Raw genomic sequence first — 15,186 nt, forward strand, 5'->3', positions numbered from 1 at the left:
TTCTTACTCCTTTGACTCATGAAGTGCTTGAGTGACTTCATCTAAAATATCAGGAATATTAGCTAATGCCCCTTTTCCAAAGTCACCACAAGCCAGTAACGCTTCACGAGGATCTATTTCTTTATAACCAACCTCTCTCAACCAATTAAGATTTCGTTGATTAACAGGATTTTGATACATATAAGTATTCATAGCTGGTGCAATAAGCTTGGGTACTTCTTCTTTTAAAGCCATCGCTACTGTCGTCAATAAATCGTCCGCTAAACCATTTGCAAGCTTACCGATAATGTTTGCAGTCGCTGGTGCAACAAGAAATAGGTCCGCTTTTTTTGCTAGCTCAATATGATTGATTTTATCAGGAAAATTTTCCTGCATCACGTCTGTATGGACATAATTTTTTGATAGTGATTGCAACGTCAGTGGTGTGATAAATTCCGTGCTGCTTTGAGTCATTATCACCTCAACATTATAGCCAAGCTTCACTAACTGATTGGCAATATCTGCACTTTTATAAGCAGATATACTTCCAGAGACTCCTAAAAGAATTGTTTTCATTATCCTTCTCCTTTACTTACTGCTTCAACAATCATTGAAGCGATTTCTAGTTTTGTAGAGCCCTGAGCAATTACGCCAGTATTCGAGACTAAATAGCCAATATGCTGCGATTGCGTAATTGATTCCAAGTCATTTGCAAGAACAAAATCTGCAGAATTTTTCTTTAAGCTTTCAGTTGCAACAGCCAGCAGCTCTTCTTTTTTCACACCCACCAACAGCTTAAATCCAACTAACAGGGTAGTCGGCTGCATTTGTTTGATCCGCTGGATAATTTTAGGATTTTGTTTTAAAACCATTAACAAATGATCTGTATTGGAAGAAATTTTTTTCTCACTTGTTTGCGGAACAGATAACTGATGAAATAAATTTTCAAAATTAGAAAAACTGGATAATACTTCTGAATCGGTCTTTAAATGCTGATAAAGAGTTTGTAAAAAGGGTTCTTGGGGAAGACTGGATTCTGGCGTAAAATCGCTCACTGCCATGCTATGGATGACAGCATGATAGGTAGTTTTTTCTAATAAATATTCTAATGTTTCTTTTAAGTCCATAGTAGTCTGAATATAATGCAAGTGAAGTCGATCCTGTTCATCAGGCAGCACTGCTTGATGAGTGGTCACATAGTCAATCTCAAACTCAGGCTTTAACAAAAATACTTCTGCAATCTGTTTTCCTAATCGCCCTGTTGAATGATTGGTAATGGAACGAACGCTGTCAATGATTTCGGAAGTTCCTCCTGCTGTAATTAAAATTCGTTTTGTACCAGACTCACCATTTTGGAGAAAATCTGTTTTTTGATTCATGGGTAAACTCCTTTTGAGACTTTTTCATTATCTTATCATACACTATATTTGTATCATAGGCTTCTAGCTCACTTTTAGAGAAAAAGTAAGGATCGTTATTTTTCTGTTAGGAATCAACAAAGTTATTTTCCTATTTTTTTTCAAAAAAATAGGAAAAAGTTCTTGTTTTTCTCGTCAAAATTCGTATACTAAGTAAGGATATTAAACTTGTAGTTTAGTATTACGAAACTTTTGTGACAAATTAACAAGTTTATTTGGAGGTGGGCCATGGAGATTGGTGATAAGCTGCGAAACTTACGCATTCAGAAAAATTTAACGTTGGAAGAGCTAGGGGAACGAACAGATTTAACCAAAGGCTATTTATCCCAGCTAGAACGAGAGCTAAGTTCTCCTTCAATGGAAACTTTTTTCAATTTACTTGAAGTATTAGGGGTAACTCCAGAAGAATTCTTTAGTCAAGAAACGAATGATCAAAAAGTGGTGTATAAAGAAGCAGATCATACGATTTATTTTGATGAAGAAAACGGGTATGAATTGAAATGGCTGATTCCTGATTCTAATGAAAATGAGATGGAGCCTGTCGTAATCACGTTTGAAAAAAAAGGCGAGTATAAAACATTTGAACCTTCCTTATCTGAAACATTTATCTATGTGTTAGATGGCAGTGTGTCGCTTCGTTTAGGAAGCAAAACCTACACCGCTAAAAAAGGAGAGTCCCTTTATTATCAAGCAACTGAACCGCATCAATTAAAAAATTATTCTCGGGGTAAAACCCGTGCACTTATTGTAGCAACAGAGTCCTATTTATAATCAGCTGAGGAGTGGAGAAGTGAATACTATTATTTCTTTTAAAAACGTCGTAAAGCAATATGATGATGATGAAGTGATTTTAAAAAATGTAAGTTTTGAAATTGAGCAAGGAAAATTTTATACTCTTTTAGGACCTTCTGGTTGTGGAAAGACAACGATTTTGCGTATGATTGCAGGATTTACAGAAGCAACAAAAGGGGATATATTCTTTGACAACCAGAGGATTAATGACATCCCAGCTAACAAACGGCTAGTAAATACAGTTTTTCAAGATTATGCTTTATTTCCACATATGAACGTATTTGATAATGTTGCATTTGGTTTAAAAATCAAAAAAATGGCGAAAGCAGATATTACTAAAAAAGTAAGAGAAGCATTGAAAATGGTTCAGCTACCTGGGTATGAAACGCGGGAGATTAGTGAGATGTCTGGTGGGCAAAGACAGCGGGTTGCCATCGCCAGAGCCATTGTGAATGAACCAAAAGTGTTGTTGCTGGATGAGCCATTATCTGCCCTTGACTTAAAGCTTAGAACAGATATGCAGTATGAATTACGTGATCTTCAACAACGCTTAGGCATCACTTTTATCTTTGTGACACATGACCAAGAAGAAGCTCTTGCAATGAGCGATGAAATTTTTGTGATGAATAAAGGAAGAATTGTTCAAAGTGGCACTCCTGTAGACATCTATGATGAGCCAATCAATCACTTTGTAGCTGATTTTGTTGGTGAAAGCAACATTGTTAATGGCGTGATGCTCGAAGATAATCTGGTTGAATTTGTTGGAAAACAGTTTGAGTGTGTCGATGGTGGAATGAGAGGGAACGAACCTGTTGAAATAGTCATCCGTCCAGAAGATTTGACGATTACAACACCTGATAAAGGCAAACTCGTGGTTACGGTGGATACCCAGCTATTTCGAGGCGTTCATTACGAAATTCTTTGTACTGACGAAGATAAAAACGAATGGATGGTTCACTCAACTCGCAAAGCAAAAGAAGGCAGTAAAGTCGGGCTTTTCTTTGAACCAGAAGATATTCATGTCATGCGGTTTAACGAATCGGAAGAAGATTTTGATGCACGTCTTGAAAGCTATGAGGAGTAGATGAAATGAAAACAATCCGTCGAATTTATTCTGTGCCTTATTTCATGTGGCTTATACTATTTGTTATTGCCCCTGTTTTACTGATTATTTATCAATCGTTTTTTGATATGAACGGGCAGTTTACTCTTTCAAATTATGCAGCCTATTTCACTTCAGGAACCTACCTGTGGATGACGTTTAATTCAGTATGGTATGCCTTTTTAATTACATTCTTTACCTTGCTTATCAGTTATCCAACCGCTTATTTTTTAACAAAATTAAAACATAAACAGCTTTGGCTGATGCTGATTATCTTACCCACATGGGTGAATCTACTCCTTAAAGCTTACGCATTTATTGGTATTTTCAGTATTCACGGAAGTGTGAATCATTTCTTTGACTTTCTTGGGATTGGTCCCAAACAGATTCTATTTACGGACTTTAGCTTTCTATTTGTTGCCACCTATATAGAGATTCCATTTATGATTATGCCTATTTTTAATGCGCTAGAGGAAATGAATCCTTCTCTCATTAGTGCTAGTCGTGATCTAGGAGCCAATAACTTTGAGACGTTTCGCAGAGTGATCTTTCCTTTGTCCTTAAATGGCGTAAAAAGTGGCGTACAAGCAGTATTTATTCCATCGCTCTCTTTATTCATGTTGACCCGACTCATTGGTGGAAACCGTGTCATTACACTGGGAACCGCTATAGAGCAGCACTTCTTAGTGACACAAAACTGGGGAATGGGCTCTACTATCGGTGTGATTTTGATTATTGCCATGTTTGTTGTGATGCTGTTAACAGGCGAAAAGCGTAAAGGAGGACGAGCAAAATGAAAAAATTTAAATGGTCGTATCTCTATTTAGCCGTTGTCTTTCTATTACTATATACGCCTATATTCTATCTGATTTTTTATTCTTTTAATGCAGGTGGAACGATGAATGAGTTTACAGGATTCACATGGGAAAATTATCAGGCAGTATTTGATGATACACGGCTAATTATTATCGTATTAAATACGTTTTTTCTAGCCTTTCTATCTGCTTTAATCGCCACCATGATTGGTACATTTGGCGCAATGGGCATTTATTATACAAAAAAACGTCAGGCTCGTACTGCATTGTTGAGTGCTAATAACATCTTGCTTGTCTCACCAGATGTCATTATAGGTGCCAGCTTTTTGATTTTCTTTACACTTATTGGATTTAGTTTAGGGTTTCAAAGTGTGCTGCTTTCCCATATCGCTTTTAGTATTCCGATTGTGGTATTAATGGTATTGCCAAAACTGCAAGAAATGAATGATTCAATGGTAGATGCGGCAAGAGATTTAGGAGCTAGTAACTTCCAAGTAGTAAAAAATATTATCTTACCTTTTTTATCTCCTGGAATTATCGCAGGATATTTCATGGCCTTTACTTACTCACTAGATGATTTTGCAGTCACTTTCTTTGTGACAGGAAATGGCTTTACTACTTTGTCAGTAGAAATCTATTCTCGTGCTCGCCAAGGAATCAGCTTAGAAATTAATGCATTGAGCGCACTGGTCTTTCTATTTTCCATGATTTTGGTAGTCGGTTACTACTTTATAAGCAAAGATAATACTTCCCGCAAGGTTCGCAAAAACCGTCGAGAAGCAAGAGAGGGGACAAAACTAGGATGAAAAAATTACAATCATTGTTCCTTGGTATTCTTGCCATCATCTTGATTTTGTTTTTCTCAGTTCGCCAGCTCGAAAAGGCAAGCGGAATGGCAGGAGCCGATATTGTAACCATCTACAATTGGGGAGACTATATTGATCCTGAGCTAATTAAAAAGTTTGAGAAGGAATATGGGTACAAAGTAAATTATGAAACCTTCGATTCAAATGAAGCCATGTTTACAAAAATTCAGCAAGGGGGAACAGCTTATGATATTACGATTCCCAGTGAGTACATGATTCAAAAGATGATGAAAGAACAACTCCTGCTGCCTATTGATCATTCACGACTTACTGGAATGAAAGCAATTGATGAACGATTCCTGGATTTAGATTTTGATCCAAACAATCAATACTCCGTTCCATATTTCTGGGGAACACTGGGTATCATCTACAATGATAAATTTGTTAATGAGGCAGACATGAAACATTGGGACGATTTGTGGCGACCAGAGTTAAAAGACAATGTCATGCTCATTGATGGAGCAAGAGAAGTCATGGGGCTTTCTTTAAATAGCTTAGGTGACTCATTAAACAGTAAAGACATTTCGGAATTAGATAATGCCTCAAAAAAACTAACGGGACTAACCGCTAACGTAAAAGCAATTGTTGCTGATGAAATTAAGATGTATATGATTAATGAGGAGAGTGCTGTTGCTGTAACATTCTCAGGGGAAGCTGCAGAAATGCTGGAGGAAAATGAGCATCTTCATTATGTGATTCCTTCTGAGGGCTCAAATTTATGGTTTGATAATATCGTAATTCCTAAAACAGCAAAGAATATTCAAGGTGCCTATGACTTTATCAATTTCATGTCTGAACCTGAAAATGCAGCACAAAATGCAGAATACATTGGCTATTCAACTCCAAATAAAGAAGCAAAAAAACTGCTGCCAAAAGAAATCTCCGAAGATAAACAATTTTATCCAGACGATAAAACGATTGAACATTTAGAAGTCTATGAAGATTTAGGCTCAAAATATCTAGGTATTTATAATGATTACTTTTTGGAGTTTAAGATTTATCGTAAATAAGGTTTAACGAATCCGAGTCATAACTTTTTAAGTTGTGATCGGATTCGTTTTATTTTTTCAGATGTTAAAGATACGAAATTTTTTAAGAGAAATAAATTGAAAGTCTTCCGCTCTCATCATCTTGTGCGCTTGGGATATGCTGGAGTTGAAGGAGTCGGAAATAAACTATATTTGCCTTAACACACTATCTCTGAAAGAAATAGATCTAAAAATCTACTTAATTGATGCGGTAAATCTCGGGGAGATTCTTTTTTGTTGACGATCGGTGCTTCGCAACTGAACACTTCTGTGCAGCTCTTTTCACCACAAGAAGACTTTGAGAATTTATTGAAAAGAGCTGAAGACGTCAAAAAGATGAATTGATTCACGTTTAAAAGTTTGTAACGCAACCAATGAGATTTTATCTACGAAAGCTCAAATAGCTCTTATCGATAAAAGAATTAGCAAAATAAAAAGAAAATAATTATTAAGTGTAAATTCCAATTAAGTACTCGATTAGATTTAAGGAATTACCAAAAAAATAATTTAAGTTTTGGTTTTCGTAATCTAGCCCTGTGCTCCCTCTATCAACAATAAAAGAAAGATCACTTTGCTTCACGTAGCTGCTATTCTCAGTTGACGTGATGGCAATAACTTTTCCTCCATAGCTTTTACATTCCTTCATTTTTATCAAACCGCGTTTATTTTCACCCGATTGAGAAAAAGTAATCAGTGTATGTGGCGTTTCATCTGAAACTAGACTGATTTCGACCCCATCAAGATCGATTGCATATATTTTTTTTAGAAGAAGTTTACGATAGGTGTAGTCCACCAAAAATTGGCAGAATCCTTCGCCGAAAAGATATATTTTTTTTGTCGCAAATGCATTTGAAAAAAACTCATCGATAGTATCCCAACTGTGGGATGAACTAGCAAAGGGAAGGTTGTCGATTTGCTTGCTTGATTTTATAGAAAACTCTGTTTCTAAGAAAAAGATAAATTCTTTGAAATTTTTAAAACCAGCACGTTTTGCTAAACGACTAATTGAAGACTGCGACGTGAAATTTTGCTCGGCCACTTTTTTTATTTCTATGAGTTTTTTTTCTTCAATATCAGCGATGATATTCTCGATGATTTTTTCATCGTCATCTCTAAGATTACTATTTGGTAGTAATCTGTTAAAATAATAAATTTTTTTCATAATTACCCTCCTAGTGAAACTACTTTCAATAACAGAAAGAAAAATCATCCTTTTGCAAAAGTATTGTATGCGTTCTCTATGCAGTTTATACTACACTCATAAAGAAAGCAAATACAATTGTATGAAAGTAATTTCTTTTATGAAAGAGGCAAAAGTATGAAAAAAATAATTATTAACGCAGATGATTTTGGCTACTCAACTGCGGTAAATCTGGGAATCCTAGAAGCATTTAAAAATGGCGTTTTAACTTCTACCACTTTAATGGCTAACATGCCAGGTCGTGATGAGGCAATCGAATTAGCCAAAAAAAATCGTGATTTAGGCGTAGGTGGCCATCTAGTGTTGACTTGCGGAACTCCAATGACAGTAAATAAAACCCTGACTGGTAAAAATGGCACTTTTTTTAATCTGAAAGAATATAAATTATATCGCAGCATGATGGATGCAGATGAAATTTTCAATGAGTGGTGCTGTCAGATTGATTACCTGAAGAATAATGGGATAAAGCTAACCCATCTTGATAGTCATCATCATGTGCACACCTTTCCTGAAAATTATGAGATTACTAAGAAAATAGCAGAAAAATACCAGTTATGTTTCCGAAATTCATACGGTCTTGAAGAAAGTTTAACTCTTCCTTATCAAAAAGGAATCAGAGGTTTCTTAGATTTAATGGATCACCCAGAGATTCGCAATCTAGGCTTCACTGTAAATGAAAGACATAAGGAGTGTTTTGAAGAAATACAATCTGTACTAGATTCCGTTAAGGAAAATGAGATTACAGAATTGATGGTCCATCCTGCGTTTGTTGATGAAACATTGTATGCAAACTCTTCTTTCAATATTCAGCGTACCAAAGAGGTTACCTTATTATGTGATCCAATGCTGCGAAATATTTTAGAAGAACGAAATATAGGATGTTACCATTATGGAGATTTTTTTCATTAATAGATTCATAGGAGTGTTTATACGGATAGTCAATTAAAAAAGGAGATGTATATGATGAAAGAAAAATTTATGCGCTCGGCAAGTACCTTTTCCAAAGCAATCATTCAACCAGTCATGTTTATGGCTGTTACGGGGATTATTTTATCTGTTTGCGCGATTCTTAAATTAGACATGATGCCCACCGTATCAAAAGAAATTGGGAACTTTGTTTTTAATATCATGTCTAACGGGATGATTGGACAATTAAGTGCCATTTTTTGTGTAGGTATTGCAGCAGCATTGGCTAAACCTAAATATAAAACTGATGCTGCGATATTGGGTACGATAACTTATCTTGTGTTCCTATATGCGAATAATGCTTGGTTAACCGTTACTGATAGATTAGCAGTAGCCGGAGAACAAGGTCTTTATGGAACTGGTCAAGGGACGGTTTTTGGAATTCAAGTCACAGATATGGGTGTATTTTTAGGGATTTTATTAGGCGTTTTTGTCGGAGTAATGGTAAATAAATTTGGAGAAATCAAACTACACAAATATTTGTCTCCTTACTCAGGAACTAAATCTGCTTATATTTTGATTGTTTTTGCAACTATCTTGTTTGCCATTGGAATCACCTATTTTTGGCCAGCAGTGAACTCTGTTGTTGAAACAGTCGTTAAGGCAACCACTACTGCAGGTTCTGTAGGATTCTTTTTCTATGGATTCCTAAACCGCTTATTACTACCTTTAGGATTACATCACTTCTTATGGATGCCTATTTTTTATACGCCACTTGGAGGAACCGCAGAAATCGCAGGTCAAGTATATAACGGTGCATTCAACATCTGGTTGGCAGAATTAGGAAATGCGGGTTCTATCACTACAATGCATCCATCTATTGGCTATTTAGCAAACTTTGGGTCAATTTCTTTACCGATAGGGATTGCTTTTGCACTTTGGAAAACTGCACGTCCTGAGAACCGTAAAAAAGTTGCAGCTATCCTCATTCCAACGGTGACTACAGCATTTTTAGCTGGGGTTACTGAGCCTTTAGAGTTCTTATTCTTATTCTTGTCGCCAATCTTATGGTTAGCACATGCAATTGTCTATGGAGTAAGTATGCTAATTACAAATTTGGTAGGGATAAATATTCAATTTGATACCGGCATAAATATGATTATTAATAGCTTTGCTTTTCCAGCTCGTTTGGGACACCAATATCTGATTCCAATTGTATTTATACTAACAGCGGTAATGGAATACCTCGTATTTAAACTTTTAATTGTAAAACTAGATATTCCTACTTTGGGAAGAGAAAAGAAAGAGAGCTCAATTGACAATCTAGTAATTGATGAGACTATGGATGCCGATGATTCAATTGATAATGATTCAGAGTTTGAACCGCAAATTAAAAACATTGTCGCCGGACTTGGTGGTGCAGAAAACATTGACAATATCATCAACTGCTATACAAGACTTCGGATAGATGTGAAAGATACCTCTAAAGTGAACATGAAGATTCTAAAAGAGAAGGTTCAAGCTTCCGGTATTGTAGACAAAGGTAAACACATCCAAATCATTATTGGTGTTGGTGTAGAAGAAGAACGAGAAAAAGTAGAGGCTTATATGGCTCATGAAAAATCTTTAAAAGCATAAAAGAAAAATTAATAATTGGGGGAAGTATACATGGGAAATAAATTTGTAATGATTGGCGGCGGATCAACTCAGTCTCCTGGAATATTAGAGGTTTTGCGAAAGCGAGCAGAAGAATTGAACTTAACTGATCTAGTTCTTTATGATAATGATGAGGAACGCGTTAATCTTTTAGGGCAGTATACAAAAATGTACTATAGAGAAACTGGCTCAACAGTGAATGTATCTTACACAACAAATATAGATGACGCTTTGTTAGATGCAGACTTCTTATTCATGCAAATTCGTCCAGGATTGAACAAGCAAAGAGCTATTGATGAAAAAATTTGTTTACAAAATGGTGTCGTGGGTCAAGAAACATGTGGACTTGGCGGATTTTCATTTGCAATGCGAGTGATTCCTGCAGTGTTGGAGATTATTCGTAAAGTTAAAGAGATTTGTCCAGATGCATGGATTTTAAATTATACAAATCCCGAAGCTATCTTGTCTGAAGCTATTTATCGGGAATTTCCAGATGCTAATGTGCTATGTATTTGCGATATGCCGATTTCAATTGAAGGAGCAATTGCAAAATATTTCAATAAAAATTTGAGAGATTTAACTTTTAAATACTTTGGCTTAAACCATTTTGGTTGGTGGACGAATATTATCGACGAGAAAGGAAAAGATTTGCTTCCAAAACTTCGTGAAGATGTCTTATCAGGAAAAATTGAGACGTTACTTATGTCAAATGAAGAGACAGAAGGGGATCAATACTGGATTGACACCTATAGACAAATGATTAGTCTATTCAAACGTTTCCCAGAATATTTTCCTAATTGTTATCTACAATATTATTTAACACCAGATGAAATGATTAGCCATGATAATCCAAACTTTACACGTGGAGATTATGTTATGCAAGGTCGTGAAAAAAGGATTTATGATGAGTGCCGACGAGTGATTGCAGCCGGATCAGCAAAAGATTCGTCCCTTCATGCTGGGGTACATGGGAACTATATTGTGGATATTGCATATGCGATTATTCACAATACAAGAGAACGTTTTACGGTGAATAAAAAGAATCATGGAGCAATCTCTAACTTTGATTCAGAAGCCGTAGTAGAAACTCCAGCATATGTTGGCTCAATGGGGGCTGAAACTATTAATATCGGGGAGATTCCTACTTTCCAAAAAGGGTTAATGGAAATGCAAAAAGCTTATGAGAAAATGACGGTGGATGCCGCATTATCTGGTTCATATCAAACCGCTTTAGAAGCTGTCATGTTAAATAAAACTATTCCTAACTATACTGTAGGGAAAAAAGTACTAGATGAATTGTATGAAGCTAATCAAGGTATGTGGCCTGAATTAAGTTAATTTTTTATGGTGTGATTTCACTTGAGTCATCGCTGGAACCTCTTTCCAGTAGAAAATAGAAGTCTTCTGATTGAAGATATCACTACTTTATACAGATATTTTAGGAACGAGCTAGCTAAGCTTCCTAAAAACGAGTGATAAACCAGGAACCTACACTTAAGAAAAGATAGGAGAATGCCAGTTGTTTCACTTTTTTAAGAAAAAAAATATTGAAATTTATTCGCCCGTAAAAGGAGAAGTTATAGAATTAGCTGAAGTAAACGATCCCGTATTCAGCCAGAAAATGATGGGAGAAGGGTTCGCTGTAATCCCTTCTGACTCGATTGTTTATTCACCAGTAGCAGGAACAATAAAATCAATTTTCCCAACGAATCATGCTATATCTATTCATAGTAGCCATGGACTAGATGTATTATTACACGTAGGAATTGATACTGTGACATTAAAAGGAAAAGGACTTTATCCAAAGGTTACTGTAGGTCAGAAAGTTGCTATTGATGATGAACTACTGACTATGGATGTTCAGTATTTAAAAGAACAAGAAAAAGAAAACACGATAATTGTAGTATTTCCTGAAGTAAAGGATAAATCTTACAGTATCTTTACAGGTTTTAAAGAACCTGGTGAGAAGGTTATGGCTATTCAATAGTATTTTTATATAAAAGTCATTTTTCGTCATTGAACTGACTTTTCAATTTTAGAGTAATTTACTTCTTTCTAAATAAGGCTATTTCTGTAATCTATTTTCCTAATATCAGAATTTACGGAGTATGTACACTTCCGATAAAAGAGCAGTCGGTATTTTAAGGAAGATAAGCGATTCAAACAGAATAAAAAATAGACAAGTTCCACGGAGGATTTCGCTACAAGCGAATGGCTCTTCGTGGAATTTTATTCTTATAGGCAGCCTTTAAGTTATGAACTCTGGCAATGGTCTGGCAACAAAAATGGGCGACAATAAACACATTTTTTAGAGGTTATTGAGAGTGTCCTCGTTACAAGAAGAAATATTTTCTATCAATCATTAAGTTGCCATTACCCTTAAAACAAGTAATAAAACAATTTTCATACTCAAATTATTAGATAAACGATACAATTAAAGTATTTATTGGATAAAATTTTTTAGATCATACTCGGTTGCATGAGGAAATAGAAGAAAAGGATAAAATTAAACTTAGTTATAACTCGCCAAACTAGTTTACAATAGTTACATAAGCGACCCATAACTATAAGTGGAAACCTCTAGTTCAAGCACGTTTTAAGCGTACGCGGAAGATAGCGTTACTTCATTTTCCACCCTCATTAAGATTTAACAAAGCCAGGGCATAACTTTTAGAGTTATGTCCTGGTTTCTTAGTTTCTTTAAAAATTCATACAAGTGAAGGAGGAACACATCCATTATCATTCTCTTTTTTAACTCTATGGTTGAAATACTTCGAAAATTGACAACTGCTAGAATTATATTGATACACTGTTTTTTAAAGAAATAAATGATTCCCCTTACGAGTATCCACCATAAATACTTTTTGGGACTCATTCACTATTTTCTTTGCAACAACTAAAATCAGTTTTACTGTACTTGTTGCAAAGAAATGTAATATTCAATAAGTAAATAGCTCACTATAATGAACGTATATTCATGATAGCGCTAACAGAATAATAGTTAGGATGTGCACATCATATGGTATCACAGAGACAAAAAGAGCTACTGGAGCTATTAGAATCCCAAACTGATTTTTTAACAGTGCAGGTCCTCGCCAATCAATTAGGCGTTTCCAAACGAACCGTACATTCTGAGTTAAAGCTGTTAGAAAATCACATTCAACGCTTAGGGAAATGCATTGAAAAAAAGAGAGGTGTCGGTATCTTACTAAAAAACTGCAAGATTGAACAACCATTTACAGAAAGCCTTGATACAATCGATACTTATAGTACGTTTTCAAGACGAATCGATATTATGAAAATCCTTTTGTTTGATGAAGAGATGATAAGTTTCAATTCTCTTTCTGAGCTCTATTTAGTAAGTAAGACTTCCATTATTAAGGATTTAGAATGCATCAAAGAAATTTTGCAAGCAGGTTCTGATATTACATTAAAAAGTGATGTACAGGGGACACGAATTAGCGGAACCGAATCAGATATTCAAAAAGCATATTTACAATTTAATCGATACATCATTAGCCATTCAAATTACTATTATGACGACACCATTCGAATGAAAATGAATGTACTCGGTCCATATTATGAGGAAACAATTATTTCTGTATGTACCAACATTCTGTATAACTATGTACGAGATAACAGCAATGCACTTGCAGATTACTACGTTCAAAACGTCTTAAATATTTTTATTATTCTTGTTCACAGAAACTTGAATGGCCATCATATTCAAGAAAATGAAAAGACTAAAGGCTCAGAATTTTCCCTTTTTTTTGAAGAAAGTGCGGTTAGATTATTACATAAAGCCGCGTTACGTCTTAGATTTTCTTACACAAATGAAGATGTAAAATTTTTTTCTCAGCATTTAATAGCAAATCGGTTTGAATCTCTTCCAAAAGAAACAATTGATAATGGAGTGGTGAAAACTTTACTTACCAGAGTGTCAAAAGCATTAAGTATTGATTTTTCAAATGATAAAAAGTTAGAGCAACAACTGATGGACCATATTCCACCAATGATTTATAGATTGCAATCAAATAACAAGACAGAAAATCCTTTTACGGAGCAAATTAAAACAGAGTTTTCGTTAACTTTCAATGTTATATGGGTTGTATTAAGTGAATATGAAAAGAAGCTCAATATCTCATTCAACGAAGATGAAATTGCCTTCTTAACCATCTATTTTCAATCAGCAATTGAACGAGCAAAGTTAAATCGAAAAATTTTAGTTGTCTGTCAAATGGGAATCGCAACCTCTGAATTATTAATGAATCGTATTAAAAACATCCTTCCTTCTTTGGATACAATTGAGGTTGCTTCTGTTGCTGAGTTAGAACATATAGATGTTTATCAATTTGACTTAATTATTTCTACTATAAAAATAGAGATTCCAGAGAAGAAAGTATTATTTGTTTCACCATTTTTGACAGATATTGATACCCAAAAAATAAAAAATTCTGGTTATAAACCAAGTAATCTTAGTCCGAAAAATTCAACGCTGACCGTTCAACATTTAAGAAAATACATTCAACCGGATCTGGTTTATGTAAACAGCGAGTTTTCTTCCAAGGAAGAGTTGTTTCGGATGGTTGGGTTACAGTTGATAAAAAAAGGACTTGTTTCAGAAAAATTTATCGAGAATCTTTTTCAGCGTGAAAAATTAGGCGGAACAGACCTTCCGTCAGGTACAGCTGTTCCTCATGGGCATCCGAGTTATGTAAATAAAACAACAATCGTATTTATAAAAAATAAGAAAAAATTTAAATGGGATAAATATTATGTAGATATTATTTTTCTTATTTGTATTTCAGAAGAAGACACAAATCAAACCAGACAGATTTTATCCGATATCTATAACATAGTCGATACAGAAAATGTTTTAAAGCAGATGAGAAAGCCAATCTCTAAGACAGAGATAATGGAAATTTTAAGGAGTGAATAATAAATTGGGAAATAGCCAAAAAATGAATGAGCATGTGCTTTCAAAAGAATTAATTTTTCTTGATGTTGATACAAGCAGTCAGGAAGAGATTATTCAGTTAGTTGTAAATCAAGCACATACAGATGGATATATCAGTAATAAAGAAGCATTCAATGCTGCTGTTAAAAAAAGAGAAGAAGAAGTATCAACAGCGATAGGCTACTCAATTGCCATTCCACACGGAAAATCTGATTCAGTCAATTATCCGTTTATTGCTTTTGTTAGAACAGCAAATAAAATGCGCTGGACAGAAAAAAATGAAGAACTCGTTCAGTTAATCTTTTTAATTGGTGTTCCAAAAGAAAGTGAAAATAATCTTCATTTGAGATTCATCTCTCAGTTAAGTAAACGATTATTAGATGAGAATTTTAGAAGTCAATTGTTAAACGGAGCGAACAAACCAGAAATTTTGGAAAAATTAAATTCAATCGAAATCTAAGGAGGA

14 protein-coding genes are annotated in these 15,186 nt (G+C 34.8%); 11 read left to right on the plus strand and 3 right to left on the minus strand.

Features of this window, described 5'->3' with window-relative positions; translation table 11 throughout:
• Positions 1-3 precede the first annotated feature (3 nt).
• On the minus strand, positions 4-555 hold the full coding sequence (gene coaC / locus I589_RS04535; RefSeq protein ID WP_010769300.1) for a phosphopantothenoylcysteine decarboxylase: 552 nt from the start codon (positions 553-555) through the stop codon (positions 4-6).
• Complete coding sequence (gene coaB, locus I589_RS04540; protein ID WP_010769299.1) at positions 555-1,358, minus strand: phosphopantothenate--cysteine ligase; 804 nt, start codon at positions 1,356-1,358, stop codon at positions 555-557. Before coaB ends, coaC begins: the two co-directional genes overlap by 1 nt.
• Before the next feature lie 267 nt (positions 1,359-1,625).
• On the opposite strand from coaB, the gene I589_RS04545 reads away from it, so the two are divergent.
• Genes I589_RS04545 through I589_RS04565 form a run of 5 tightly spaced genes read left to right on the plus strand, consistent with a single transcriptional unit; the run spans position 1,626 to position 5,982 of the window.
• On the plus strand, positions 1,626-2,168 hold the full coding sequence (locus tag I589_RS04545; protein ID WP_010769298.1) for a helix-turn-helix domain-containing protein: 543 nt from the start codon (positions 1,626-1,628) through the stop codon (positions 2,166-2,168).
• 19 nt (positions 2,169-2,187) lie between these two features.
• Positions 2,188-3,273 (plus strand): ABC transporter ATP-binding protein, encoded by a 1,086-nt coding sequence (locus tag I589_RS04550; protein WP_010769297.1) that lies wholly within the window; start codon positions 2,188-2,190, stop codon positions 3,271-3,273.
• Positions 3,274-3,278: 5 nt separating this feature from the next.
• The gene (locus I589_RS04555) at positions 3,279-4,088 is read left to right on the plus strand and encodes an ABC transporter permease (RefSeq protein WP_010769296.1); all 810 of its coding nucleotides are present in this window, start codon (positions 3,279-3,281) and stop codon (positions 4,086-4,088) included.
• Complete coding sequence (locus I589_RS04560; protein ID WP_010769295.1) at positions 4,085-4,912, plus strand: ABC transporter permease; 828 nt, start codon at positions 4,085-4,087, stop codon at positions 4,910-4,912. The genes I589_RS04555 and I589_RS04560 overlap by 4 nt, the downstream gene beginning before the upstream one ends.
• Positions 4,909-5,982 (plus strand): ABC transporter substrate-binding protein, encoded by a 1,074-nt coding sequence (locus I589_RS04565; protein WP_010769294.1) that lies wholly within the window; start codon positions 4,909-4,911, stop codon positions 5,980-5,982. Before I589_RS04560 ends, I589_RS04565 begins: the two co-directional genes overlap by 4 nt.
• A 466-nt stretch (positions 5,983-6,448) precedes the next feature.
• Here I589_RS04565 and I589_RS04570 read toward each other — a convergent pair whose 3' ends face one another.
• Positions 6,449-7,162 carry a MurR/RpiR family transcriptional regulator gene (locus I589_RS04570; protein ID WP_010769293.1) on the minus strand — a complete coding sequence of 238 codons (714 nt, stop codon included), beginning with the start codon at positions 7,160-7,162 and terminating at the stop codon, positions 6,449-6,451.
• A 156-nt stretch (positions 7,163-7,318) separates the two neighbouring features.
• Between I589_RS04570 and I589_RS04575 the strand changes: the two genes are divergently transcribed.
• From I589_RS04575 to I589_RS04600, 6 genes are all read left to right on the plus strand, one after another.
• Entirely contained in the window at positions 7,319-8,110 is a 792-nt protein-coding gene (locus I589_RS04575) for a carbohydrate deacetylase (RefSeq protein WP_010769292.1), read from the plus strand.
• Positions 8,111-8,164: 54 nt separating this feature from the next.
• A complete protein-coding gene (locus I589_RS04580) occupies positions 8,165-9,745 on the plus strand; it encodes a PTS transporter subunit EIIC (RefSeq protein ID WP_010769291.1) in 1,581 nt (526 codons plus the stop codon).
• A gap of 30 nt (positions 9,746-9,775) precedes the next feature.
• Positions 9,776-11,101 (plus strand): family 4 glycosyl hydrolase, encoded by a 1,326-nt coding sequence (locus I589_RS04585; protein WP_010769290.1) that lies wholly within the window; start codon positions 9,776-9,778, stop codon positions 11,099-11,101.
• Positions 11,102-11,282: 181 nt separating this feature from the next.
• On the plus strand, positions 11,283-11,750 hold the full coding sequence (locus I589_RS04590; RefSeq protein WP_010769289.1) for a PTS sugar transporter subunit IIA: 468 nt from the start codon (positions 11,283-11,285) through the stop codon (positions 11,748-11,750).
• Positions 11,751-12,782: 1,032 nt separating this feature from the next.
• Complete coding sequence (locus I589_RS04595) at positions 12,783-14,702, plus strand: BglG family transcription antiterminator (RefSeq protein ID WP_010769288.1); 1,920 nt, start codon at positions 12,783-12,785, stop codon at positions 14,700-14,702.
• Between the two features lie 4 nt (positions 14,703-14,706).
• Positions 14,707-15,180 carry a PTS sugar transporter subunit IIA gene (locus I589_RS04600; protein ID WP_010769287.1) on the plus strand — a complete coding sequence of 158 codons (474 nt, stop codon included), beginning with the start codon at positions 14,707-14,709 and terminating at the stop codon, positions 15,178-15,180.
• Positions 15,181-15,186: the final 6 nt, after the last annotated feature.

Source organism: Enterococcus phoeniculicola ATCC BAA-412 (genome assembly GCF_000407505.1).
Taxonomy (GTDB): Bacteria; Bacillota; Bacilli; order Lactobacillales; family Enterococcaceae; genus Enterococcus_K; species Enterococcus_K phoeniculicola.